A 21,474-nucleotide genomic window follows, 5' to 3' on the forward strand; every position below is an offset into this window, starting at 1 on the left:
CGCTCTCACAGGGTTCGGTGTGATGCCAGATTTTTCCATTTCAAAACAACAAACCCGGCACTCTGGCCGGGTTTGTCGTTTCTGCCTGCGAGGTTATTTCGCTGTTGCAGCCACCACCGCCTGCACACTGCGCTTGTTCTTGATCAGGTAGCAGACCCACATGAACACCACCCACACCGGAATCGCATACACCGAGATCTGAATCCCCGGGATCAGCAGCATCACGCTGAGGATGAACACCACGAACGCCAAGCAGACGAAGTTGCCGTACGGGTACCACAGCGCCTTGAACAATGGCGTCTGTTTGGTCTGGTTCATGTGCTGGCGGAACTTGAAGTGCGAGTAGCTGATCATCGCCCAGTTGATCACCAGCGTCGCAACCACCAGCGACATCAGCAGTTCCAGCGCGTGCTGCGGGATCAGGTAATTGAGCAACACGGCAACCAGCGTCACTGCCGCCGACGCCAGAATCGAACGCACCGGCACGCCGCGCTTGTCGATCTTCGCCAGACCTTTCGGCGCATCGCCCTGCTCGGCCATGCCCAGCAGCATGCGGCTGTTGCAGTAGGTGCCGCTGTTGTATACCGACAGCGCAGCGGTCAGCACGACGAAGTTGAGGATGTGCGCGGCGGTGTTGCTGCCGAGCATCGAGAACACTTGTACGAACGGGCTGCCGCTGTAGGAATCGCCCGACGCATTGAGAGTTTCCAGCAGGCTATCCCAAGGAGTCAGCGACAGCAGGATCACCAGTGCGCCAATGTAGAAAATCAGGATGCGGTAGATCACCTGATTGATCGCTTTCGGGATCACGGTTTTCGGCTTGTCCGCTTCAGCGGCGGTGAAACCGAGCATTTCCAGACCGCCGAAGGAGAACATGATGATCGCCATGGCCATCACCAGACCGCTCACCCCGTTGGGAAAGAAACCGCCGTGGGACCACAGGTTGCTCACCGACGCCTGCGGGCCGCCGTGGCCGCTGACCAGCAGGTAGCTGCCCAGCGCGATCATGCCAACGATGGCCACAACCTTAATGATCGCAAACCAGAATTCGGCTTCACCGAAGACTTTGACGTTGGCCAGGTTGATCGCGTTGATCAGCACGAAGAATGCAGCAGCGGAGACCCAGGTCGGGATGTCCGGCGCCCAGTAATGGATGTACTTGCCAACCGCCGTCAGCTCGGACATGCCCACCAGAATGTACAGAATCCAGCAGTTCCAGCCCGAGAGGAAACCGGCGAAACCGCCCCAGTATTTGTGCGCGAAATGACTGAAGGAACCGGCCACCGGCTCTTCGACGATCATTTCGCCGAGCTGGCGCATGATCATGAAGGCGATGAAGCCGCAGATGGCGTAGCCGAGGATCATCGACGGCCCGGCGGATTTCAGGACCCCGGCAGAACCGAGGAACAATCCGGTACCGATCGCGCCACCGAGGGCGATCAGTTGAATATGGCGATTTTTCAGGCCGCGTTTAAGCTCGCCTGATTGCGAGGGTTGTCCACTCATGAAAAAGGTCTCACGCAAGGTTTGATGATGTTCAGTAGACGTTGCTGCAAGGTTGCGATTTCAGGCAGCCCCGATCAAACCCCAGCGCAGGCACCAGGAGTTCAGCTCATTTACAACGGTCATGCGTCACCTGTTTGTTTTTATCTGTGACGAAATCGAACCCGGCACGCTTGTGGCGCGGCGGAGTGAACAAGGCGGATAGCCTCGAGATTTTTGCGATTACGCAGAGGGTCACAGTTAAAACGCGGCGCATTGTACACCGCTAACCCCCTGCTGCCAGACCCGCCTGATCAGCGTGTCGGTTGCCGGGATTGCATGTGTCCGCCTCGACAGTCTCGAGCGGCTGCAAAATGTGAGTCAGACCTTTGCAGGCCATCGACGGGGACGAGGAGAAAACCGTCCCACGGGGAGAAGTGGAAATCAGTCGCGGCGTACATTGCGCCTCCTTCTTGTTATTCGCCTGCACGACAGGCATGGGGCGCATAACACCCTGCCTGAAGGCTGGAAACAAGCGCGCCAGAGCCCTGCGTGGCGCACGCTCCGTCGGGTTACGGAAGCTTTTCCTTACAACGGAGGGCGAGACGGGAAATCACCGCGTTGGCGGGCCAATATCGTCAGGTTTTCTTTACAACGCGTAACGAATATTTTCCGAATCAGAAATTTCTGTAGGACGTCTGCATATTGACGGTCGCTAGCTTGCTATCAATTTCGCCGACCTATTTTTTTGTTTTCAAATAAGAAAATTCATCGCGAAAAACAGAACAAAAAGTCTATTTAAAAATTAAATGGATAAATTTTTGCATTCACAAAAACGCTCAACTAGGTTCTTCACGTCTCACCGGCCACCTCGACCGGTCAGTCATAAACCGTGAAATTCTCTAGGAGATCGACCATGCAAGCACTGGAAAAAGACTTGGATACCGAACTGCAACTGGACGAATGGTTTGAAGCGCCAACCCATGAGGCCGCTGTGGAAATGATGCAAGCCGACGCGGTGGTTCCGTTCGGCACGGCGATGTGGCCTCTGTAAGACATCCCGGGCAGGCACGGTCCGGCCGGTCGTGCCTGCCGCTTCATTTCCCGGTCAGTCAGGGAGGATTCATGGACAAGCCCCGCGCCATCTCGCATTTCCTTTACTACCTCGAACATCACCCAGCCCTCGCCGGCCTCGACTCGGCGAAGGTCATGCTCGGCCATACTGCCGACTACGAAGCCCTGACCGGCGCCATTGCCGAACAGGCCGGTGAACATCCGCGCTTCCAGTTCAGCGCCCGGCGCCTGGACCTGGAAAGCACCGCAGAGCTGTCCGAAGCAATTGCCGATAGCGATCTGTACATTTTCTTCTACGACTCTTCCACCCTGCTCAACCCACGCCCCGACGGCCCGGAGTTCGTTCGTGCGCTGCAAGCGGTCATGGCGGAAAACTGGAAGAAGTCGCTGCTGTTCAAGGATTACGGCGACTACTTCTACGACACTTTCAGCATCACCCCGCAGCGCATCGCCTGGCTCAACAGTCACCTGATCCAGCGCATGTCCCAAGCGACCACGCTGAGTTTCAAGGACGACCACGGCTCATGGTTCGAAACGCCGATGAGCAGCATCAAGAAGTGGACCGACATCAATGGCGTCGGCAACTTCGACCTCGCCCCCGGCGAAATTGCCACCCACAGCGAAGCCATCAATGGCCATGTGAAATTCAAGGGCACCTTCCTCAGCACCATCCCCTTCGCGCGCAAGTACGGCGTGCTGGAATCGCCGCTGGAATTGTGGATCGAGAACTCGACCATCAGCCGCATCGCCACCGACGTGCCGGGGCTGGAACATGATTTCAACAAGTACCTGGATGCCAACCCGTCGAACCGGCGAATTGAGGAGTTGGGGATTGGCACAAACGAAGGCGTGAAGGATCTGTATGCGCGCAATGCCGGGTTCGAGGAGCGGCATTGTGGGCTGCATCTCGGACTGGGCGGTGGCGCCAAGGGCAGTCATCACCTGGACCTGATTTTTTCTGGCGGGGTGTTGGCGCTGGATGACAAGCCGGTGTTTGACGGGCGATTTGTGTTTTAGGCGACTGATACCTTCGCGAGCAGGCTCGCTCCCACAGGGGATTTATGTAAGCCGCAGATGATCATTCCCACGCTCCGCGTGGGAACGCAGCCCGGGACGCTCCGCGTCCCTTCCAAAGCCGAACGCGGAGCGTCCGTTGATGCATTCCCACACAGAGCGTGGGAACGATCGGTGTCAGCACAGACTTTCGCCCAGACAAAAAAAACGCCAACCCTGAGGTTGGCGTTTTTGCTTCAGCTTGTAGCTTGTAGCTTGTAGCTTGTAGCTTGCAGCTAGTAACTCACAGCTGCCTTATTCCGGTTTCTTGCGTCCAAAACCCGGACGCTGCCCGGAACCGGCCGGTGCGCCGCGACGCTTGCCCGAGGGCTTGTCGCCGTCGACCAGTTTGATCCCCGGACGCTTCGGCGCCGGTTTGGCCGGGCGCTTGTTGGTGGTGTCGGCTGGACGATCCGCTACCGGCGTACCACGACCGGCTGGTGCACGACCTTCGCCACGCTCAGTGCGACCGTTGGCCGGACGCGGTGCGCGCTCGCCGTCACGGGCGACTGGCTTGCGACCTGGACGCTCGCCTTCGATCTGCGGCTCACGGCTCGGGCGCGGCGCAGTCGGTGCGCCGGCGGCTGGACGCAGGGTACGCACGCGCTCGGTCTTGGCCATCGGCCGCGACGATTTGCGCTGCATGCGTTCGAGCTTGTCCTTGCTCTTGGCGTTCAGCTGCGGCATCGCCACCGGGGTCAGGCCGACTTCGGCGCTGAGCACGTCGACTTCGTACTGGCTCATTTCGCGCCAGCGGCCCATCGGCAGGTCGGAGTTGAGGAACACCGGACCGAAACGCACGCGCTTCAGACGGCTGACCACCAGACCCTGCGATTCCCACAGACGACGCACTTCACGGTTACGCCCTTCCATGACCACGCAGTGGTACCAGTGGTTGAAGCCTTCACCGCCCGGCGCCTGTTGAATATCGGTGAAACGCGCCGGGCCGTCTTCCAGCACCACGCCGGCCTTGAGGCGTTCGATCATCTCGTCATCGACTTCGCCGCGTACACGCACGGCGTACTCGCGGTCCATCTCGTAGGACGGGTGCATCAAGCGGTTGGCCAGCTCACCGTCAGTGGTGAACATCAGCAGACCGGTGGTGTTGATGTCGAGACGGCCGATGTTGATCCAGCGGCCTTCTTTCGGACGCGGCAGCTTGTCGAACACGGTCGGACGGCCTTCCGGGTCGTCACGGGTGCAGATTTCGCCGTCGGGCTTGTTGTACATGATCACGCGGCGCACCGATTCGGCGGCCTCTTCGCGCTTGATGACCTTGCCATCGATGGTAATGGCGTCGTGCATGTCGACGCGCAGGCCGAGGGTGGCGTCTTTGCCATTGACCTTGATCCGGCCCTGGCTGATCCAGGATTCCACGTCACGGCGCGAGCCGACGCCGATACGGGCGAGGACTTTCTGCAGCTTTTCGCCTGCTGGGCCGATTTCCTGGTCGTCTTTCTGATTGATGTCACTCATCTGGGCACCTCCCGGTGTGGTCTGTTCAGGCGGCGCCTGAAGTATTGAAAACTGGGTCCAGGCCGAAGGGATCGGCGAAGGGTCGCGAATCATACGCGGATGTGCGCCGTCGCGCATCAGAGACTAGCTGATCGATTGCCGGTTATTTCTTTTTCCGCCGACCGGCACCACCGAGTTTGATCAGGCGCAGCGCGGCTTCGGCCAGCACCGTGCGTTTGTCGTCCTTGTCGAGCTTCTTCCAGGCCTTGATCTCGCGCTTGCTGCGACCGCAACCCAAGCAGATGTCGTCGGAGAATTTGCAGAGGCTGATGCAGGGGTCTTTGGTTGAGCTCATCGCAATCTCCAGAACGACATTTCACCCTGTGGGAGCGAGCCTGCTCGCGAAGGCGCAGTGTCATTCAGTATTGATGTATCTGACACACCGCCTTCGCGAGCAGGCTCGCTCCCACAAGGGTCTTCACTGGTTTCTCAATAGGCGTCAGTCTTCGAACTCGCGCCGTTCGGCTTCAATCGCCTCAGCCAGTGCGCGGGCTTCGGCTTCTTCTTCGCTGAGTTCCGGTTCCGGCTGTTCGAGGGCGGCGACAGCGGCCAGGAGCTTCTCGCGGGCCTCGGCGACACCGAGAATGTCTTCTTCCGGTTCGGCGTCAGGCGCCGCTTCAAGTTCAACTTCAGCTTCAACAACCGGCTCGATGATCTCAGGCTCGGGCACCGGCGCTTCGCCATCCACCGCATCCCGCAGCAAGTCGTCGAAGTCGGTTTTGATGCCTTCTTCCATGCTGTCCAGCTCCAGCAGCAGGGAATGGAAACTGGTTTCTTCCTTTTCCTCCTCCTCCGGCTCGGCGCTGGCGTCGGCCAGGTCCTGCAGACTCTGCGGCACCGGCGCGTCGTCGAAGTCGAGCACCGGTTCGGCTTCCATCTCGCGCAGTTCGGCCAGCGGCGGCAGGTCTTCGAGGTTTTTCAGGTTGAAGTGGTCGAGAAACGCCTTGGTCGTGGCGAACATCGCCGGTTTGCCCGGCACGTCGCGATAGCCGACGACGCGAATCCACTCACGCTCGAGCAAGGTCTTGACGATGTTGCTGTTCACCGCCACGCCACGCACATCTTCGATTTCGCCACGAGTGATCGGCTGGCGATAGGCGATCAACGCGATGGTTTCCAGCAAGGCGCGGGAATAGCGCTGCGGGCGCTCTTCCCAGAGTCGGCCGACCCACGGCGAGAACTTCTCGCGGATCTGCAAGCGATAGCCCGACGAGACTTCCTTGAGCTCGAAGGCACGGCCCTCGCAGGATTTGCCGAGCAGGGTCAGGGCTTTCTTGAAGACCGCCGGCTCCGGCCGCTCGCCTTCTTCAAACAGTTCATACAGGCGCTCAAGGGATTGCGGCTTTCCCGAGGCCAACAGAAAGGCTTCAAGCAGGGACGCCAGCTCGCGGGGTTCAGTCAGGTTCATACAGGGACTCGTTATTCGGCTCGGGCTCGCACGTGGATCGCGGCGAACGGCTCATTCTGCACCAGCTCGACCAAGGATTCCTTGACCAGTTCAAGGATCGCCATGAAGGTCACCACCACACCCAGGCGACCTTCTTCAGCGGTGAACAGCTCGACAAACAGCACAAAACCGCCGCCCTTGAGCCGTTCCAGCACATCACTCATGCGCTCGCGGGTGGACAGCGCTTCACGGCTGACCTGGTGGCTTTCGAACATATCGCCACGGCGCAGGACTTCGGCCATGCACATCAGAATCTCTTCCAGCGCGACGTCTGGCAACAGCTTGCGCGCCCGCGCTTCCGGGGCGTCGAGCTTGGGCACGATCACATCGCGACCGACCCGACTCAGACCGTCGATGCCTTCGGCAGCGGCCTTGAAGCGCTCGTATTCCTGCAAGCGGCGGATCAGTTCAGCGCGCGGGTCGTCTTCTTCATCTTCAACGGTTTCAGCGCGCGGCAGAAGCATGCGCGATTTGATCTCGGCGAGCATCGCCGCCATCACCAGATACTCGGCGGCCAGCTCCAGACGCACCGATTGCATCAACTCGACGTAGCCCATGTACTGGCGGGTGATTTCCGCCACGGGGATGTCGAGGATATTGATGTTCTGTTTGCGGATCAGATACAGCAGCAGGTCGAGCGGGCCTTCGAAGGCTTCAAGAAAGACTTCCAGCGCATCCGGCGGGATGTACAGGTCCAGCGGCATTTCCATGACCGCCTGACCATAGACCATCGCGAACGGCAGTTCCTGCTGGGCGCCGGCCTGGGGATCGACCACGGTTTCCACTGCGGACATTCAGGCCTCGACCATGAACGGCGTCGGATCGCCGCAACCAACGCGGACCACTTCCGGGTCGTCGCCGGTCAGGTCAATCACCGTTGAGGCCTTGATGCCGCCAAAGCCGCCGTCGATGATCAGATCGACCTGATGCTCAAGCAACTGGCGCATTTCGTAGGGATCGCTGAGCGGGTCTTCATCGCCGGGCATGATCAGCGTCACGCTCATCAGCGGCTCGCCGAGTTCGGCCAGCAGCGCCAGCGCGATCGGATGGCTTGGCACGCGCAGGCCGATGGTGCGTTTTTTCGGATGCAGCAACAGGCGCGGCACTTCGCGGGTGGCGTTGAGAATAAAAGTGTAAGGGCCGGGTAGATGCGCCTTGAGAATGCGGAAGGTGCCGGTGTCGATCTTGGCGTAATTGCCTAGTTGCGACAGGTCGCTGCAGATCAGCGCGAAGTTGTGTTTTTCATCGAGCTGACGCAGACGTCGCACACGCTCGATGGCGGTCTTGTCGCCGATCTGGCAACCAATGGCGTAGGACGAGTCCGTGGGATAAATCACCACCCCGCCCTTGCGGATGATCTCGACCGCCTGTTTGATCAGGCGCGCTTGCGGGTTTTCCGGATGTATCTGGAAAAATTGACTCACATTCTCTACCTGTTCAGACGGCGGCAATATCTGTGTCATGTTTGAACCGACACCACAGGGGTGGAAGGTCCTCGGGAACCGGCCGGTACTGGCCGATCTCGGACCAGCCGCCAGGGCCATGGAAGTCACTGCCGGCGCTGACCAGCAGACCGAACTCACGGGCAAGGATCGCCAGGCTGCCCACCTGTTCTGCGGGCTGATGGCCATTGACCACCTCGATAGCATGCCCGCCTGCTTGAATATAGTCGGCAATCAGCTTTCGGCGCTTGCTACGGGTGAAATCGTAGTGCCATGGATGCGCCAGGCTGACCCAGGCACCGGCGGCGCGCAGGGTGGCGACGGTGTCTTCCAGGGTCGGCCAGTGCAGCTTGACGTCGCCGAGTTTGCCGGCGCCGAGCCATTTGCGAAATGCCTCGGCGCGATCCTTTACATAACCTTCACGCACCATCCAGTCGGCGAAATGCGGCCGGGCCGGCGCGTTGCCGCTGTCGCCCAGTTCCTGCTGGATCTGCCGGGCGCCGTCGAGGGCACCGGGCATCCCCTTGAGGGCGAGCTTGCGGCTTATTTCTTCCGACCGCAGCCAGCGGCCATCGTGCAATTTGGCGATCGCTTCAACCAACGGCGCGGCGTTGACGTCGAAACCGTAGCCCAATACGTGAATGGTCGCCCCGCCCCAGGTGCAGGACAATTCGACGCCGTTGACCAGTTGCATGCCTAACTCGGTGGCGGCAGTACGCGCCTCGGCGAGCCCCTCCAGAGTGTCGTGGTCGGTCAACGCCAGGACTCGCACGCCGTTTTCGAACGCTCGCGCAACCAGAACCGCAGGCGCCAGGGCGCCATCGGAGGCCGTGCTGTGGCAGTGCAAATCAACATTCACGGGGAGTTGTAACCTCAAATCAGCTGGCGCTATCGCGCGCCCATATGTTTGTTATTATGCCGCCACATCCAGCTTCTGGCTCTTACTGTGAAACAATTCATCGATTTCATCCCGCTTCTGCTGTTCTTCATCGTTTACAAACTTGATCCACGGGTCGTCGACATTGCCGGCCAGCAAGTGACCGTAGGCGGTATCTACAGCGCCACGGCGATGCTGATCATCAGCTCGCTGGTGGTGTACGGCGCGCTGTTCATCAAGCAGCGCAAGCTGGAAAAGAGCCAATGGCTGACGCTGATCGCCTGCCTGGTATTCGGCAGCCTGACGCTGGCCTTCCACAGCGAAACCTTCCTGAAATGGAAAGCGCCGGTGGTCAACTGGCTGTTCGCTGCGGCGTTCATCGGTAGCCACTTCATCGGCGATCGCCTGCTGATCAAGCGCATCATGGGCCACGCGCTGACCTTGCCAGACCCGGTCTGGACCCGCCTGAACATCGCCTGGATCGCGTTCTTCCTGTTCTGCGGCGCAGCCAACCTGTTCGTCGCCTTCACCTTCCAGAGCATCTGGGTCGACTTCAAGGTGTTCGGCAGCTTGGGCATGACCGTGCTGTTCCTGGTCGCACAGGGCGTTTACCTGTCGCGCCATCTGCATGACACCGATACCACAACGCCAAAAACCGAGGACTGACATGCTCTACGCCATCATTGCCACCGACGTTGCCAACTCGCTGGAAGCTCGCCTGGCCGCACGACCCGCTCATCTGGAACGCCTGCAAGCGCTCAAGGGCGAAGGCCGCATCGTGCTGGCCGGCCCGCACCCGGCCGCCGACAGCAATGATCCGGGCGCAGCGGGTTTCACCGGCAGCCTGATCGTCGCCGAGTTCGACTCCCTGAGCGCCGCACAGGCCTGGGCCGATGCCGATCCGTACATTGCCGCCGGCGTTTACGCCAATGTGATCGTCAAACCGTTCAAGCAAGTCCTGCCTTAAGTCCTGCCACGCGATGAACCTTCTCGGTTCATCGCGCTCTCAATCGCTCATTATTCTCGTTTGCCTGCCGACAACCTGCCCAATATCCATTTGGAAACAGGTGTCGCGATGCGCAAGGGTCCGTTGTGTCTGATGTTGCTCACGTTGTCGATCATGGCGCCCGCCCATGGTGAGGAAACCACCGAAGGCGGCAGCTCCACACCATTGTCATTGAGCGCCGGCAGCCAGATCACCGAGCTGCAACAGCGGCTCAAGGCCAGTGAACAGCAGCGTGAAGAACTGAACAAACAACTGCAAAATGCCGACAACACTCGCGAAAGCGCCCAGCTCGCCCGGCTGCGCCAGGAGAACCAGCGTCTGAAGCTGCAACTCAAGGAAGCCCAGGCCAGCCCGCTGCCGCGTTTGCTGACCGATCAACAGCAGTGGTTCGTCACTGGCGCCGGGGTAGCGCTATTGGCGCTGCTCTGCGGTATCTTTGCCAGTGGTGCAAGCCGAAAACGTCGGCAATGGCTAAATTGAGTGAGTCATGAGCGAGCTGTTACTGATTGATGATGACCAGGAGTTGTGCGAACTCCTGAGTAGCTGGTTGAGCCAGGAAGGCTTCCAGGTGCGCGCCTGCCACGACGGCCAGAGCGCCCGCAAGGCGTTGGCCGAAACCGCCCCGGCGGCGGTGGTGCTGGACGTGATGCTGCCCGACGGCAGCGGTCTGGAACTGCTCAAGCAATTGCGCAACGACCACGCCGACCTGCCGGTGCTGATGCTGTCAGCGCGTGGCGAACCGCTGGACCGCATCCTCGGCCTCGAACTGGGCGCCGACGATTACCTGGCCAAACCCTGCGACCCCCGCGAACTGACCGCGCGCCTGCGCGCCGTGTTGCGGCGCAGCCATCCCGCCGCTGTGTCAACGCAACTTGAGCTGGGCGACCTGAGTTTCAGCCCGGTGCGCGGCGTGGTCAGCATCGACGAAAAAGAACTGACCCTGACCGTCTCCGAAAGCCGCCTGCTCGAAGCCCTGCTCAAACAGCCGGGCGAGCCGCTGGACAAACAGGAACTGGCGCAACTGGCCCTCGGCCGCAAGCTGACCCTGTACGACCGCAGCCTCGACATGCACGTCAGCAACCTGCGCAAAAAAATCGGCCCCCACCCCGACGGCCGCCCGCGCATCGTCGCGCTGCGTAGCCGTGGTTACTACTACAGTTTATAAGACCTGCGCCGTGTAGAAGTGAGCCTGCTCGCGATGGCGGTGTGTCAGTCAACACACTCTTGTGCCATCGCGAGCAGCCTTACTCCAGAGGGGATCTGATCGTTTCCACGCTCTTTATGGGAATGCAGCCGTCGGTGGCTTTGCAGTGGTTAATCGGGCATCGAACGAATAATGTCGGCCAAATCGTCCTTGGTTATCTCGTTGGCCTTAATGGCAGCGGCAATGTCTTTTTTGGAAAGTGGAAAACGCTTGAAAATTTCTCGCAAAGTATTCGCATCAACATTTGCCAGCCAGAGCGGATCAATGAAAGAACCGCCGTACTCAGGCTTCATCGGTACTTCTTCGTGGGCAATCGTACCCTTATGGTTGAGATACAGCACATAGCGATCATGCCCTTCAGGAAAGCTTTTATCGTGATATAGCGTAGCTCCCTGCGGCAGCACGTAGTAATTCTCGTCGCCGTTTGGACCCTCTATCAGCAACGGTTCTTTAGTTTTGATCATTTTCATATCGTGCCCCTGCGAACCATGATCAAAAATCAGGAATGCCAAAAAAATCGCATTGACCGATAAAGCTGCCATCAGCCATGGGCCGAGTTGCCTGGTAAACGTTTTATTAGTCATAGGGAAGCTCGGTATTCGCTTTGTTAAGGCACGCAGCCGTTGTTCTTTCGCTGAGCGACAATGTCGTCTAAATGAGTGATCACAGCCTCGGCCCGTGCATTATCCAAAAGATCGCAGCCTTCAGCATCACCTGCACTGGATATGTGTAAGGCCGGGCACGAAGCGTCTTTACCGAAGCTTTACGCTGCGCTGACCGCCGCTGACCTTGATCTGCGTAATCTGCACTCATCCGGAACGTACCGGGAACGAGACAAGGAGATACACCATGCGCAAGACTCTTATCGCTCTGATGTTCGCTGCCGCTCTGCCAACCGTGGCCATGGCCATGCCGCAAGATGGCGGTCCGCTCGGTGGTCCGCTGGATGGCCCGCGCCACGGCGGTCAGATGCACGGCGGCATGCACGGCAAAGGCCCGTACAGCCAGCTCGATCTGACCCGCGAACAGCGCGAGCAGATTCGCAAGATCATGGGCGAGCAGATGCACGAGCGTAAGCAGGTGGTCGACAAGTACCTGGAGAAACTCTCGCCGGCCGACCAGAAAGCCATGAAGGACGAGATCGCGGCCAACCACAAGAAAGCCGAGTCCGATGTCCGTGCACTGCTGAAACCTGAGCAACAGAAGCAATTCGACGAGATCCAGAAGAAACGCGCCGAACGCCGCGCCGAATGGGCCGAGTTCAAGGCCTGGAAAGCGCAGCAGGCACAAAAGGCGCAATAATGGCTTGACCCTGGGCCCGACGACTTACCTCGTCGGGCCTGTTCCATTCAAATCGAATGTGGGAGCGAGCCTGCTCGCGAAGGCGGTGTGTCAGCCAGCGAAGGTTTGACTGACACTACGCCTTCGCGAGCAGGCTCGCTCCCACATTTGAACGGTGTGATTTTCGAGGAGTTTCTGTGCGTTCACTGTTCTGGCGGATTCTTGCGAGCTTCTGGCTGGCCATCGCTCTGGTAGCAGGGCTGTCGATCCTGCTCGGGCACATGCTCAATCAGGACGCATGGATTCTCAGCCGCCATCCCGGCCTCAACACGCTGGCGGCGGAATGGACGCAGACTTACGAAACCCAAGGCGAAGAAGCCGCGCAGGACATTCTCGAACAACGCAAACGCCAGTATCACATCGACGTTCAAGTGCTCAACGAAACCGGCGATCCGGTGGTGCGTGGCACCTTCCCGCGCCGCGCCGCAGCATTCGAAGCGCGGCAGAACAACGATGACCGCCGCCTGCCGTGGCGGCGTCTGACCGACGAAATCACCAGTGAAAAAACCGGTGATACCTACCTGTTCATCTACCGCATCCCACACCCGGAACTCGACGCCTGGCACCGCGAAAGCCTGCTCTGGCCGCTGAGTGCGCTGGGCATCGCGCTGGTGGTGCTGACCCTGTTCAGTTTGCTCGTGACTTTCTCCATCACCCGCCCACTGAGTCGCTTGCGCGGCGCGGTGCATGATCTGGGGCAGACCACATATCAGCAGAACAGCTTGGCGAAACTGGCCAACCGCCGTGACGAATTCGGCGTGCTGGCCACCGATTTCAACCGCATGGGCGCGCGCCTGCAAAGCCTGATCGGCAGTCAGCGCCAGCTGCTGCGCGATGTCTCCCATGAACTGCGCTCACCACTGGCGCGCCTGCGCATCGCGCTGGCTTTGGCCGAGCGTGCCAACCCGCAAGAGCGCGAGAAACTGTGGCCACGGCTGACCCGCGAATGCGACCGGTTGGAGGCGTTGATCAGTGAAATTCTGGTGCTGGCGCGAGTCGATGCCGACAACGCCAGCGCTGAAGAAGTGGACCTGAATGCGTTGCTCGCCACGCTGCAAAAGGATGCGCAGCTCAGCTCCCCCGAGCAGCCCGTACGCCTGCAAGCCGAGCCGCATCTGAATCTCAAAGGCTGGCCAACGATGATCGAGCGCGCCGTGGACAATCTGCTACGCAACGCCCAGCGCTTCAACCCGAGCGATCAGCCGATTGAATTGCAGGCAGCGCGGCAGGGTGAGCGGATTGTCATCAGCGTGCGCGACCATGGGCCGGGGGTACAGGCGGAACATCTGAGCCAGTTGGCTGAACCGTTTTATCGCGCGCCGGGGCAGACCGCTGCCGGGCATGGCCTGGGGCTGGCGATTGCCAAACGGGCGGCAGAACGGCATGGCGGCACGCTGACGCTGGCCAATCATCCGCAGGGCGGCTTTGTGGCGAGTCTGGAATTGCCGTTGGTACCGGGAGTCGTGGTCCAGCCCTGAAAAAGCCCCTCACCCCAACCCTCTCCCGGAGGGAGAGGGGGCCGACCGAGTTGTCTGCCGTTGTGCATCGACCTTATGGATTCGCAGAAACTAGACGTCCGGTATCCCGACGCTGGATTCAGCGAAGGACGCTCAGGTCGGTGTAATTCCAAAGCATCCCCCAATCAGTCCCCTCTCCCTCTGGGAGAGGGTTAGGGTGAGGGGCTTGTGATCTTCAGACCTTACCTGGCCAGGCGCTGACGAACTCAGCCAGATCAACCTTCTCCGCCACCCGCGGCTCCTTCTGCGGCGTGCCGAGATAGAGAAACGCGATCACTTCCTCGCCTTCCACCAGTCCCAGGCCTTCGGCCACATGCTTTGAGTACGCGAGATCCCCGGTGCGCCACACCGCGCCAATCCCCTGCGCATACGCCGCGAGCAAGATACCGTGGGCCGCACAGCCGGCCGTAAGCAGTTGCTCGGCCTTCGGATATTTCACGTGTTCCTGCAATTTCGCGATGACCACAACCACCAGCGGCGCGCGCAGTGGGCCGTTGCGCGCCTTGTCGATCATCGCGTCGGTGACTTCGCCGCTCTGCTGGCGGGCCGCCTCGGCCAGCAACTCGCCCATTTGCTCACGCGCTGCGCCTTCGACGGTCAAAAAGCGGTACGGCTGCAAGTGCCCGTGATCCGGGGCACGCAAGGCCGCGCCGAACAGGGCTTCGCGCTGCTCGGCAGTGGGGGCCGGTTCGACCAGGCGGGGAACGGAAACACGGTTGAGCAACGCGTCGAGAGCCTGCATCGGCCACCTCCTTTGAAAAATGTGCGGCTATTCTAGCTTCATCTGCGCAGCGCCTGCCGGTTTACATGCCTTGCCCCACAGGTAGAATGGCGCCCTTCTCCCACCAGCCCGAGCGGATTTCATGGCGTTGCCGACCTTACGGATCATTGGTTTTATCATCGGCATCTTCCTGATCACGCTGGCTGTGGCCATGGTCGTGCCGATGGCCACGCTGGTGATTTTCGAGCGCACCAGCGACCTGCCGTCGTTCCTCTGGGCGAGCATGATCACCTTTGTCGCCGGCCTCGCTCTGGTGATACCCGGCAGACCCGAACACATTCACCTGCGCCCGCGCGACATGTACCTGCTGACGGTCAGCAGCTGGCTGGTGGTGTGCATTTTCGCCGCGCTGCCGTTTCTGCTGACCCAGCACATCAGCTACACCGACTCGTTCTTCGAAAGCATGTCCGGCATCACCGCCACCGGTTCCACCGTGCTCAACGGCCTGGACAACATGTCGCCGGGGATTCTGATGTGGCGGTCGCTGCTGCACTGGATCGGCGGCATCGGCTTCATCGGCATGGCCGTGGCGATTCTGCCGCTGCTGCGCATCGGTGGCATGCGCCTGTTCCAGACCGAATCCTCGGACCGCTCGGAAAAGGTCATGCCGCGTTCGCACATGGTGGCGCGGCTGATCGTGGCGGCCTACGTCGGTATCACCATTCTCGGCAGCCTGGCGTTCTGGTGGGCCGGGATGAGCCCGTTCGATGCGATCAACCACGCGATGTCGGCGATTTCCACCGGTGGTTTCTCGACCTCCGACCAGTCGCTGGCCAAGTGGACGCAACCGGCGGTGCACTGGGTGGCAATCGTCATCATGATCCTCGGCAGTCTGCCGTTCACCCTGTACGTGGCGACGCTGCGCGGCAACCGCCGGGCGTTGATCAAGGATCAACAGGTGCAGGGTTTGCTGGCGATGCTGCTGGTGACCTGGCTGGTGCTCGGCACCTGGTACTGGTGGACCACCAAGCTGCATTGGCTGGAAGCGCTGCGGCATGTGGCGCTGAACGTGACCTCGGTAGTCACTACCACCGGTTTCGCCCTCGGCGACTACAGCCTGTGGGGCAACTTCTCGCTGATGCTGTTTTTCTACCTGGGCTTCGTCGGCGGATGCTCCGGCTCGACAGCGGGCGGGATCAAGATTTTCCGTTTCCAGGTCGCCTATATCCTGCTCAAGGCCAACCTCAATCAGCTGATCCACCCGCGCGCGGTGATCAAGCAGAAGTACAACGGTCACCGCCTCGACGAAGAAATTGTCCGTTCGATCCTGACCTTCTCGTTCTTCTTCGCCATCACCATCTGCGTAATCGCGCTGCTGCTGTCGCTGCTCGGGGTCGACTGGATGACCGCGCTGACCGGCGCCGCCAGCACCGTGTCCGGCGTCGGCCCGGGTCTGGGCGAAACCATCGGCCCGGCCGGCAACTTCGCCACCCTGCCGGATGCGGCGAAGTGGATTCTGTCGTTCGGCATGCTGCTCGGCCGATTGGAGATCATTACGGTATTTGTGCTGTGTATTCCGGCGTTCTGGCGTCATTGACCGCGTCCGGCACCTGCGTCAGGCGCAAGCGGTACTCGCCGGGCGTGGTGTCGAACCAGCGGCGAAAAGCGCGGAAGAAGTTGCTCGGGTCGGCAAAGCCCAGCAGGTAGGCGATTTCCAGCAAGGTCATGCTCGGTTGCGCCAGATACTGCTCTGCGAGTTCACGCCGGGTGTCGTCGAGCAATTGCTGGAAACTGGTGCCCTCCTCCTGCAAGCGCCGCTGCAAAGTGCGCTGCGACAGGTGCAACGTCTGCGCCACGGTGTCACGCTTGGGCTCGCCCTGGGGCAATAAACGACACAGCACCTGGCGTGCCCGGTGCGTCACGCGACTTTCGGAAAACCGCGCCAGATATTCCCCGGCAAAGCGATCATGCAACAGCGCCATGGCTTCGTTGGCGGTCGGCAGCGGCGCCTCCATATCGGCACGTTCGAAGATCAACGCATCGTAAGGCGCGTTGAACACCAGCGGCGCGTGAAAGGCTTCTTTATAGGGTTGCAGGTTTGTCGGCTGATCGCCCTGAACCAACACTTTGACCGGGTGCAGCGGGCGCCCGGTCAGCCAGCCGCACAGCGCCAACGCGCAGGCCAGTGACGCTTCGGCGCTCTGCCGGGTCGGCGGCAGGTGATCGCCGTGCACGGTGAGAATCAGCGCATAACCTTCATCGAGCGAGCGAAAGCTCAAGTCGGCGCTTTCGGCAATGATGCGTTGATAGCGCACCAGACGCTGGAAACCTTCGGCCAGGGTATTGCTCGACATCAGCGCGTAGCCGGCGACATGAAACGAGGCCGGGCGCACCACTTTGCCCATGTTCAGGCCGATCGCCGGGTTGCCGGACACCTCGACCGCGCGCTGCCAGAGCCGGGTCATGGAATCCTGCGGGAAACGCGCATCCGGATCTTCCAGGGCAGTGAAATCCAGCCCCAGTTGCCGGAACAGAACCCGGCAATCCAGGCCGTCCATCTCCAGTGCTTTGACAATCCCCATCGCCCAGCTTGCAGAAGTCGTTCGTTCGCTCATGGTTGTTATTCTTTTACATGACGGGCTGCAGATAACCGCCCTATTTGCGAAGGATACTAAAGTGGCGCCGATTGTCACTGGCCCACGCCAATGATCACTCTAGACTCAAATAAGCTCCCCGCCGAACAACTTGTCGCCAGAACAATCACCACAGAGAGCGCGGTCGTGGAAAACATCAAGCAGTTCAACAGCTTCGCCGAGTTCTACCCGTATTACCTCGCCGAACACAGCAACAGCACCTGCCGTCGTCTGCATTTCATCGGCACTTCTCTGGTCATCTTCATTCTCGCCCTGAGCATCGCCAAAGGCGCCTGGCTGCTGTTGCTCGCGCTACCTCTGGCCGGCTACAGCTTTGCCTGGATCGGCCATTTCTTTTTCGAGAAAAACCGCCCGGCGACGTTTCAGCATCCGCTGTACAGCCTGCTCGGCGATTTCGTCATGTACCGCGACATGATTCTCGGTCGCGTGGCGTTCTGAATGAGGGTCTGCCAATGAATGCCCATGCTCGCTTCACCCATATGAAGGACGGCACCGAGGAAGACTGGGCGATCATCGCCGCTGATTTCAGTGCCTATGCCAGACAGCTGCCATCGCGGATCCTCGCGCATTTGAAGCTGCTTGAGGGCGACTTCGGCGGTTTCCCCGTGGATCGCCTGACCCACTCGTTGCAAACCGCGACCCGCGCCTTTCGCGACGGGCGTGACGAGGAATACGTGGTCTGCGCGCTGTTGCACGACATTGGCGACACCCTCGGTTCCTACAATCATCCGGACATCGCCGCAGCGATTCTCAAGCCGTTCGTGAGTGCGGAGAATCTGTGGATGGTGGAGAAGCACGGCATCTTTCAGGGCTATTATTTCTTTCATCACCTGGGCATGGATCGGCACTTGCGCGAGCAATTCAAGGATCATCCGCAGTTCCAGGCCACTGCCCAATTCTGCGCCAAATACGACGCGGCGGCGTTTGATCCGGCGTACGACACGCTGCCGCTGAGTTTCTTCGAGCCGATGATGGAACGGCTGTTTGCGCAGCCGAAGAACTCGATTTACAAGGCTGCGATGCAAGAACACAGCCCGGCCTGAGAACACATGTGGGAGCGAGCCTGCTCGCGAAAGCGCTGTATCAGGCACATAAGTTTTGTCTGACACTACGCCTTCGCGAGCAGGCTCGCTCCCACAGGGTGCTTTTTCGCTCAGGCGATTTCGGCAACTTTGGCAGCTTTCAATTCCGCCTCCCGCGCCTGGGCATCCGCCAGTCGATACAACTCGATCGTGCCGTCCCAATGCTCGATCAGCGCTGTGCACGATTCGACCCAGTCGCCGCAATTGAGGTAGTCCACCTCCCCCACCTTGCGAATCTCGGCATGGTGAATATGCCCGCAAACCACGCCATGCAGTTCGCGCTTCACACACTCGTGGGCGATGGCTTCTTCAAAGTCGCTGATGAAACTCACCGCTGTCTTGACCTTGTGTTTCAGGTAGGCCGACAGCGACCAGTAACCGTAGCCATACCGGGCGCGCCAGTGATTGAGCCAGCGGTTGAGCGTCAGGGTGAATTCATAGGCCGAGTCGCCGAGAAACGCCAGCCAGCGGTGATAGCGAGTAATCACATCGAACTGATCGCCGTGAATCACCAGCAAATGCCGGCCGTCCGCCGTGACGTGCACCGCTTCGTCGACCAACTGGATATTGCCCAAAATCAGTTTCGAATAGCGCCGCAGGAATTCGTCATGGTTGCCGGTGACATAGATCACCTCGGTGCCGCGCTTGCTCATGGTCAGCAGGCGGCGGATGACGTTGGTGTGCGCTTGCGGCCAGTACATGCCGCTGCGCAGTTTCCAGCCGTCGATGATGTCACCGACCAGATAGACCTTGTCGGCGTGGTAGCCCTTGAGAAATTGCGACAAGTGCTCGGCCTGGCAATCCCGCGTGCCCAGGTGCACATCGGAGATCCACAGGGTTCGCACCCGTTGTTTGCGGCTGGGTCGGGCGAGCTCGGCGCTGGTCATGGGCAACCCTCTGCGATGTTTTCGCCAGCTTGCGCGTGCCGGGTTAATCGGCCGTGACAGGCGTGAGTCAGTCGTGTGACAACGCATCCGGCGTACGGCGGTGTAGACTGACGGCCACTTCGGAGACAACCTGCCATGCGACCGATCCTCACCCTGCGCCAGTACACCCACAACCTGATTGTGCACAGCCACGAGCACGCGCAGTTGGTGTTCGGGCTGTCCGGTGCGCTGGATTTCGAGGTCGAGGGCTGTGGCAGCCAAGTGCGTCAGCAGAGTGTTGTGGTGGTTCCGTCCGGCGCTCATCATGCCTGCGACAGTCCCCAAGGCAGCAGCTGCCTGGTGCTCGACATCCCTGAAGGGCAATGGGTGCAGGACTCGCTGGGCGCGCACGCCGAGGCCAGTCGCCGCTTGCTCGATCATCCGGGGCGGCTGTCGCTGGACTCGGGGCAGAGCCAATTGGTCAACTGGCTGGCGAACAGTCCGGTCAGCGATCCGTTGATCGCGCAGCAAGGCGCGGTGTTGCTGCTGGCCAGTCTCAATCACGCGCAACCTGCCGAACTCCGCGCGCGTCGCCTGCCCTACGCCGCGCTGGATGCGCACATCGAGCAATACTCCGCCTATCCGCTGCAAGTCGCCGACCTGGCGCGCGTGGCCGGGTTGTCCAGCGCGCGCCTGCACGCACGGTTCATGGCCGAATGCGGACAGACGCCGATGGATTACATCCGCAGTCGACGCCTGCATCTCGCGGTGCAACTGCTGCGCGACACTGCATTGCCGATTGGTGAAGTAGCCAGTCGCGTCGGTTACAGCTCGCAAAGTGCGTTCTCGGCCGCAGTCCTACGTGAGTTCGGCTCCTCGCCCGGACATCTCCGGCGCGATTCCTGCGACAAAAGACGATAGCCTGCCGACAGACTTGCAGGCCGAGACGCGGTTCAATGGCCCCATGAAGTTGAACCTGAAAAAAGGAATGCAATGACTCCGCGTACCGCCCTCGGCGCCCTGCATATAGGCGCTTTGATGTTCGGCCTGACCGGTGTGTTCGGCAAACTCGCTGCCGCCTCCCCTGCTGTGATCGTCTTTGGACGTGCAGCTTTCGCCGTGCTCGCCCTGGCATTTTTCGCCCGTTTCGCCAGCCAGCATGGTTGGCAGAAACTTCAGACCGTGGACTGGCGGCGCCTCGCCCTCAGCGGCGTGTTGCTGGCTGGGCACTGGGTGAGTTTCTTCATATCCGTGAAGATCGCCGGCGTAGCCATCGCAACATTGGGCTTTGCCAGTTTCCCGGCGTTCACGGTGATTCTCGAAGGACTGATCTTCCGCGAACGCATCCGCCCCAATGAAATCGTCCTGGTGGTATTGGTCAGCATCGGTCTGGTGCTGGTGACGCCCGCATTTGATCTGGGCAGCGGCGCCACCGTCGGCTTGCTTTGGGCCGTACTGTCCGGCCTGCTGTTTTCCCTGCTGTCGCTGACCAACCGCGCCAGTTCCGGGCGCATCCCGGCGGTGCAGGCAGCGTTGTGCCAGAACGTCGTCGTGGCGTTGTGTCTGTTGCCGGTCGCGGCGCCGCAGTTGAGTCAGGTCCGAGCGCTGGACTGGTTGTGGATCGCCCTGCTCGGAGTGTTCTGCACGGGCGTGGCGCACAGCCTGTTCGTCGCCAGTCTGGCGGTGATCAAGGCACGCACGGCGGCAGTGGTGTTCGCCATGGAGCCGGTCTACGGCATCACCCTCGCCTGGCTGCTGTTCAGTGAAACCCCGACCCTGCGCATGCTCATCGGTGGCGCGCTGATCATCGTCGCGATTGTGGTGTCGGCGCGGATGTCAGGCTCGGCCGACAAGAAAACCGTCGCCGCCGAAGCCGCCTCTCACTGAGTGCGGTCGTTGTGGCCGAGGTCGCGGTCAGGATCGATCTGATCGCGCACTCGCTGTTTCAATACCTTGGCCTCGGGAAAACCACCGTCGGCCTTGCGCTCCCAGATCTGCACACCCGCACAAGTGATGTGAAACACCCCGCCGGTGCCCGGCACCAATGACACTTTGCCCAGGTCGTCAGCGAAGGTGCTGAGCAGCTCCTGGGCCAGCCACGCCGCGCGCAGCAGCCACTGGCATTGGGTGCAATACGTGATGACAACTTCGGCTTTGGCGACGGTCATGATCGCTGAAACTCCTGATACAGAG

Annotated in this window: 25 protein-coding genes; 13 read left to right on the top strand and 12 right to left on the bottom strand. The window is 60.4% G+C overall.

Translation table 11 applies throughout. From position 1 onward, the window contains the following. Positions 1–93 precede the first annotated feature (93 nt). Positions 94–1,506 (bottom strand): amino acid permease, encoded by a 1,413-nt coding sequence (locus JWU58_RS20170; protein WP_123442870.1) that lies wholly within the window; start codon positions 1,504–1,506, stop codon positions 94–96. An 892-nt stretch (positions 1,507–2,398) separates the two neighbouring features. Between JWU58_RS20170 and JWU58_RS20175 the strand changes: the two genes are divergently transcribed. After that, positions 2,399–2,536 carry a hypothetical protein gene (locus JWU58_RS20175; protein ID WP_003222780.1) on the top strand — a complete coding sequence of 46 codons (138 nt, stop codon included), beginning with the start codon at positions 2,399–2,401 and terminating at the stop codon, positions 2,534–2,536. 71 nt (positions 2,537–2,607) lie between these two features. After that, on the top strand, positions 2,608–3,573 hold the full coding sequence (locus JWU58_RS20180) for a M29 family metallopeptidase (RefSeq protein WP_206420854.1): 966 nt from the start codon (positions 2,608–2,610) through the stop codon (positions 3,571–3,573). A 291-nt stretch (positions 3,574–3,864) separates the two neighbouring features. On the opposite strand, the gene rluB is transcribed toward JWU58_RS20180, so the two are convergent. The 6 genes from rluB to JWU58_RS20210 all read right to left on the bottom strand — a co-directional run bounded on the left by rluB (position 3,865) and on the right by JWU58_RS20210 (position 8,872). Continuing rightward, positions 3,865–5,085: a 23S rRNA pseudouridine(2605) synthase RluB gene (gene rluB / locus JWU58_RS20185; RefSeq protein WP_024012076.1), complete on the bottom strand. Its 1,221-nt coding sequence runs from the start codon at positions 5,083–5,085 to the stop codon at positions 3,865–3,867. Positions 5,086–5,227: 142 nt separating this feature from the next. Continuing rightward, positions 5,228–5,419, bottom strand: a complete 192-nt coding sequence (locus JWU58_RS20190; RefSeq protein ID WP_016771121.1) for a DUF1289 domain-containing protein — start codon at positions 5,417–5,419, stop codon at positions 5,228–5,230. 144 nt (positions 5,420–5,563) lie between these two features. Further along, a complete protein-coding gene (gene scpB / locus JWU58_RS20195) occupies positions 5,564–6,532 on the bottom strand; it encodes an SMC-Scp complex subunit ScpB (protein ID WP_206420855.1) in 969 nt (322 codons plus the stop codon). Between the two features lie 11 nt (positions 6,533–6,543). After that, a complete protein-coding gene (locus JWU58_RS20200; protein WP_206422214.1) occupies positions 6,544–7,242 on the bottom strand; it encodes a segregation and condensation protein A in 699 nt (232 codons plus the stop codon). A 123-nt stretch (positions 7,243–7,365) separates the two neighbouring features. Continuing rightward, a complete protein-coding gene (locus tag JWU58_RS20205) occupies positions 7,366–7,995 on the bottom strand; it encodes an L-threonylcarbamoyladenylate synthase (RefSeq protein ID WP_016771124.1) in 630 nt (209 codons plus the stop codon). Between the two features lie 13 nt (positions 7,996–8,008). Then, positions 8,009–8,872, bottom strand: coding sequence for a PHP domain-containing protein (locus JWU58_RS20210; protein ID WP_016771125.1), 864 nt, complete (start codon positions 8,870–8,872; stop codon positions 8,009–8,011). Positions 8,873–8,959: 87 nt separating this feature from the next. On the opposite strand from JWU58_RS20210, the gene JWU58_RS20215 reads away from it, so the two are divergent. The 4 genes from JWU58_RS20215 (at position 8,960) to JWU58_RS20230 (ending at position 11,061) form a co-directional block, all read left to right on the top strand. Next, positions 8,960–9,556, top strand: coding sequence for a septation protein A (locus JWU58_RS20215; RefSeq protein WP_024012071.1), 597 nt, complete (start codon positions 8,960–8,962; stop codon positions 9,554–9,556). Position 9,557: 1 nt separating this feature from the next. Further along, positions 9,558–9,857 carry a YciI family protein gene (locus JWU58_RS20220; RefSeq protein ID WP_206420856.1) on the top strand — a complete coding sequence of 100 codons (300 nt, stop codon included), beginning with the start codon at positions 9,558–9,560 and terminating at the stop codon, positions 9,855–9,857. Positions 9,858–9,965: 108 nt separating this feature from the next. Beyond that, on the top strand, positions 9,966–10,376 hold the full coding sequence (locus JWU58_RS20225) for an SH3 domain-containing protein (RefSeq protein WP_039761083.1): 411 nt from the start codon (positions 9,966–9,968) through the stop codon (positions 10,374–10,376). Between the two features lie 7 nt (positions 10,377–10,383). After that, positions 10,384–11,061: a response regulator transcription factor gene (locus tag JWU58_RS20230; RefSeq protein ID WP_016771129.1), complete on the top strand. Its 678-nt coding sequence runs from the start codon at positions 10,384–10,386 to the stop codon at positions 11,059–11,061. Positions 11,062–11,210: 149 nt separating this feature from the next. Here the strand turns inward: JWU58_RS20230 and JWU58_RS20235 are convergent, their stop codons facing one another. After that, complete coding sequence (locus tag JWU58_RS20235) at positions 11,211–11,684, bottom strand: hypothetical protein (RefSeq protein ID WP_206420857.1); 474 nt, start codon at positions 11,682–11,684, stop codon at positions 11,211–11,213. 265 nt (positions 11,685–11,949) lie between these two features. Between JWU58_RS20235 and JWU58_RS20240 the strand changes: the two genes are divergently transcribed. Together JWU58_RS20240 and JWU58_RS20245 are read left to right on the top strand one after the other, a co-directional pair. Continuing rightward, a complete protein-coding gene (locus JWU58_RS20240; protein ID WP_042607494.1) occupies positions 11,950–12,402 on the top strand; it encodes a Spy/CpxP family protein refolding chaperone in 453 nt (150 codons plus the stop codon). 176 nt (positions 12,403–12,578) lie between these two features. Then, positions 12,579–13,919 (top strand): sensor histidine kinase, encoded by a 1,341-nt coding sequence (locus JWU58_RS20245; RefSeq protein WP_206420858.1) that lies wholly within the window; start codon positions 12,579–12,581, stop codon positions 13,917–13,919. A 214-nt stretch (positions 13,920–14,133) separates the two neighbouring features. On the opposite strand, the gene JWU58_RS20250 is transcribed toward JWU58_RS20245, so the two are convergent. Further along, complete coding sequence (locus JWU58_RS20250) at positions 14,134–14,700, bottom strand: nitroreductase family protein (protein ID WP_206420859.1); 567 nt, start codon at positions 14,698–14,700, stop codon at positions 14,134–14,136. Between the two features lie 121 nt (positions 14,701–14,821). Here JWU58_RS20250 and JWU58_RS20255 point away from each other — a divergent pair, with 121 nt between their 5' ends. Next, a complete protein-coding gene (locus JWU58_RS20255) occupies positions 14,822–16,276 on the top strand; it encodes a TrkH family potassium uptake protein (RefSeq protein ID WP_038363735.1) in 1,455 nt (484 codons plus the stop codon). Here the strand turns inward: JWU58_RS20255 and JWU58_RS20260 are convergent. Further along, positions 16,233–17,294, bottom strand: coding sequence for an AraC family transcriptional regulator (locus JWU58_RS20260; protein WP_206420860.1), 1,062 nt, complete (start codon positions 17,292–17,294; stop codon positions 16,233–16,235). The two genes, JWU58_RS20255 and JWU58_RS20260, sit on opposite strands and share 44 nt — an antisense overlap. Before the next feature lie 165 nt (positions 17,295–17,459). Here JWU58_RS20260 and JWU58_RS20265 point away from each other — a divergent pair, with 165 nt between their 5' ends. Together JWU58_RS20265 and JWU58_RS20270 are read left to right on the top strand one after the other, a co-directional pair. Then, positions 17,460–17,771, top strand: a complete 312-nt coding sequence (locus JWU58_RS20265) for an Mpo1-like protein (RefSeq protein ID WP_016771135.1) — start codon at positions 17,460–17,462, stop codon at positions 17,769–17,771. 14 nt (positions 17,772–17,785) lie between these two features. Next, on the top strand, positions 17,786–18,376 hold the full coding sequence (locus JWU58_RS20270; protein ID WP_206420861.1) for an HD domain-containing protein: 591 nt from the start codon (positions 17,786–17,788) through the stop codon (positions 18,374–18,376). Between the two features lie 110 nt (positions 18,377–18,486). Here JWU58_RS20270 and JWU58_RS20275 read toward each other — a convergent pair whose 3' ends face one another. Beyond that, a complete protein-coding gene (locus tag JWU58_RS20275) occupies positions 18,487–19,302 on the bottom strand; it encodes a UDP-2,3-diacylglucosamine diphosphatase (RefSeq protein WP_024012063.1) in 816 nt (271 codons plus the stop codon). Positions 19,303–19,437: 135 nt separating this feature from the next. Between JWU58_RS20275 and JWU58_RS20280 the strand changes: the two genes are divergently transcribed. Together JWU58_RS20280 and JWU58_RS20285 are read left to right on the top strand one after the other, a co-directional pair. Then, positions 19,438–20,202, top strand: a complete 765-nt coding sequence (locus JWU58_RS20280; RefSeq protein ID WP_206420862.1) for an AraC family transcriptional regulator — start codon at positions 19,438–19,440, stop codon at positions 20,200–20,202. Positions 20,203–20,274: 72 nt separating this feature from the next. Beyond that, on the top strand, positions 20,275–21,168 hold the full coding sequence (locus JWU58_RS20285; protein WP_206420863.1) for a DMT family transporter: 894 nt from the start codon (positions 20,275–20,277) through the stop codon (positions 21,166–21,168). Here JWU58_RS20285 and JWU58_RS20290 read toward each other — a convergent pair. Beyond that, complete coding sequence (locus tag JWU58_RS20290) at positions 21,162–21,449, bottom strand: Rdx family protein (protein ID WP_016771139.1); 288 nt, start codon at positions 21,447–21,449, stop codon at positions 21,162–21,164. The genes JWU58_RS20285 and JWU58_RS20290 overlap by 7 nt on opposite strands. Positions 21,450–21,474 lie beyond the last annotated feature (25 nt).

Source organism: Pseudomonas atacamensis, from assembly GCF_017167965.1.
In the GTDB taxonomy this organism is placed as follows: Bacteria; Pseudomonadota; Gammaproteobacteria; order Pseudomonadales; family Pseudomonadaceae; genus Aquipseudomonas; species Aquipseudomonas atacamensis.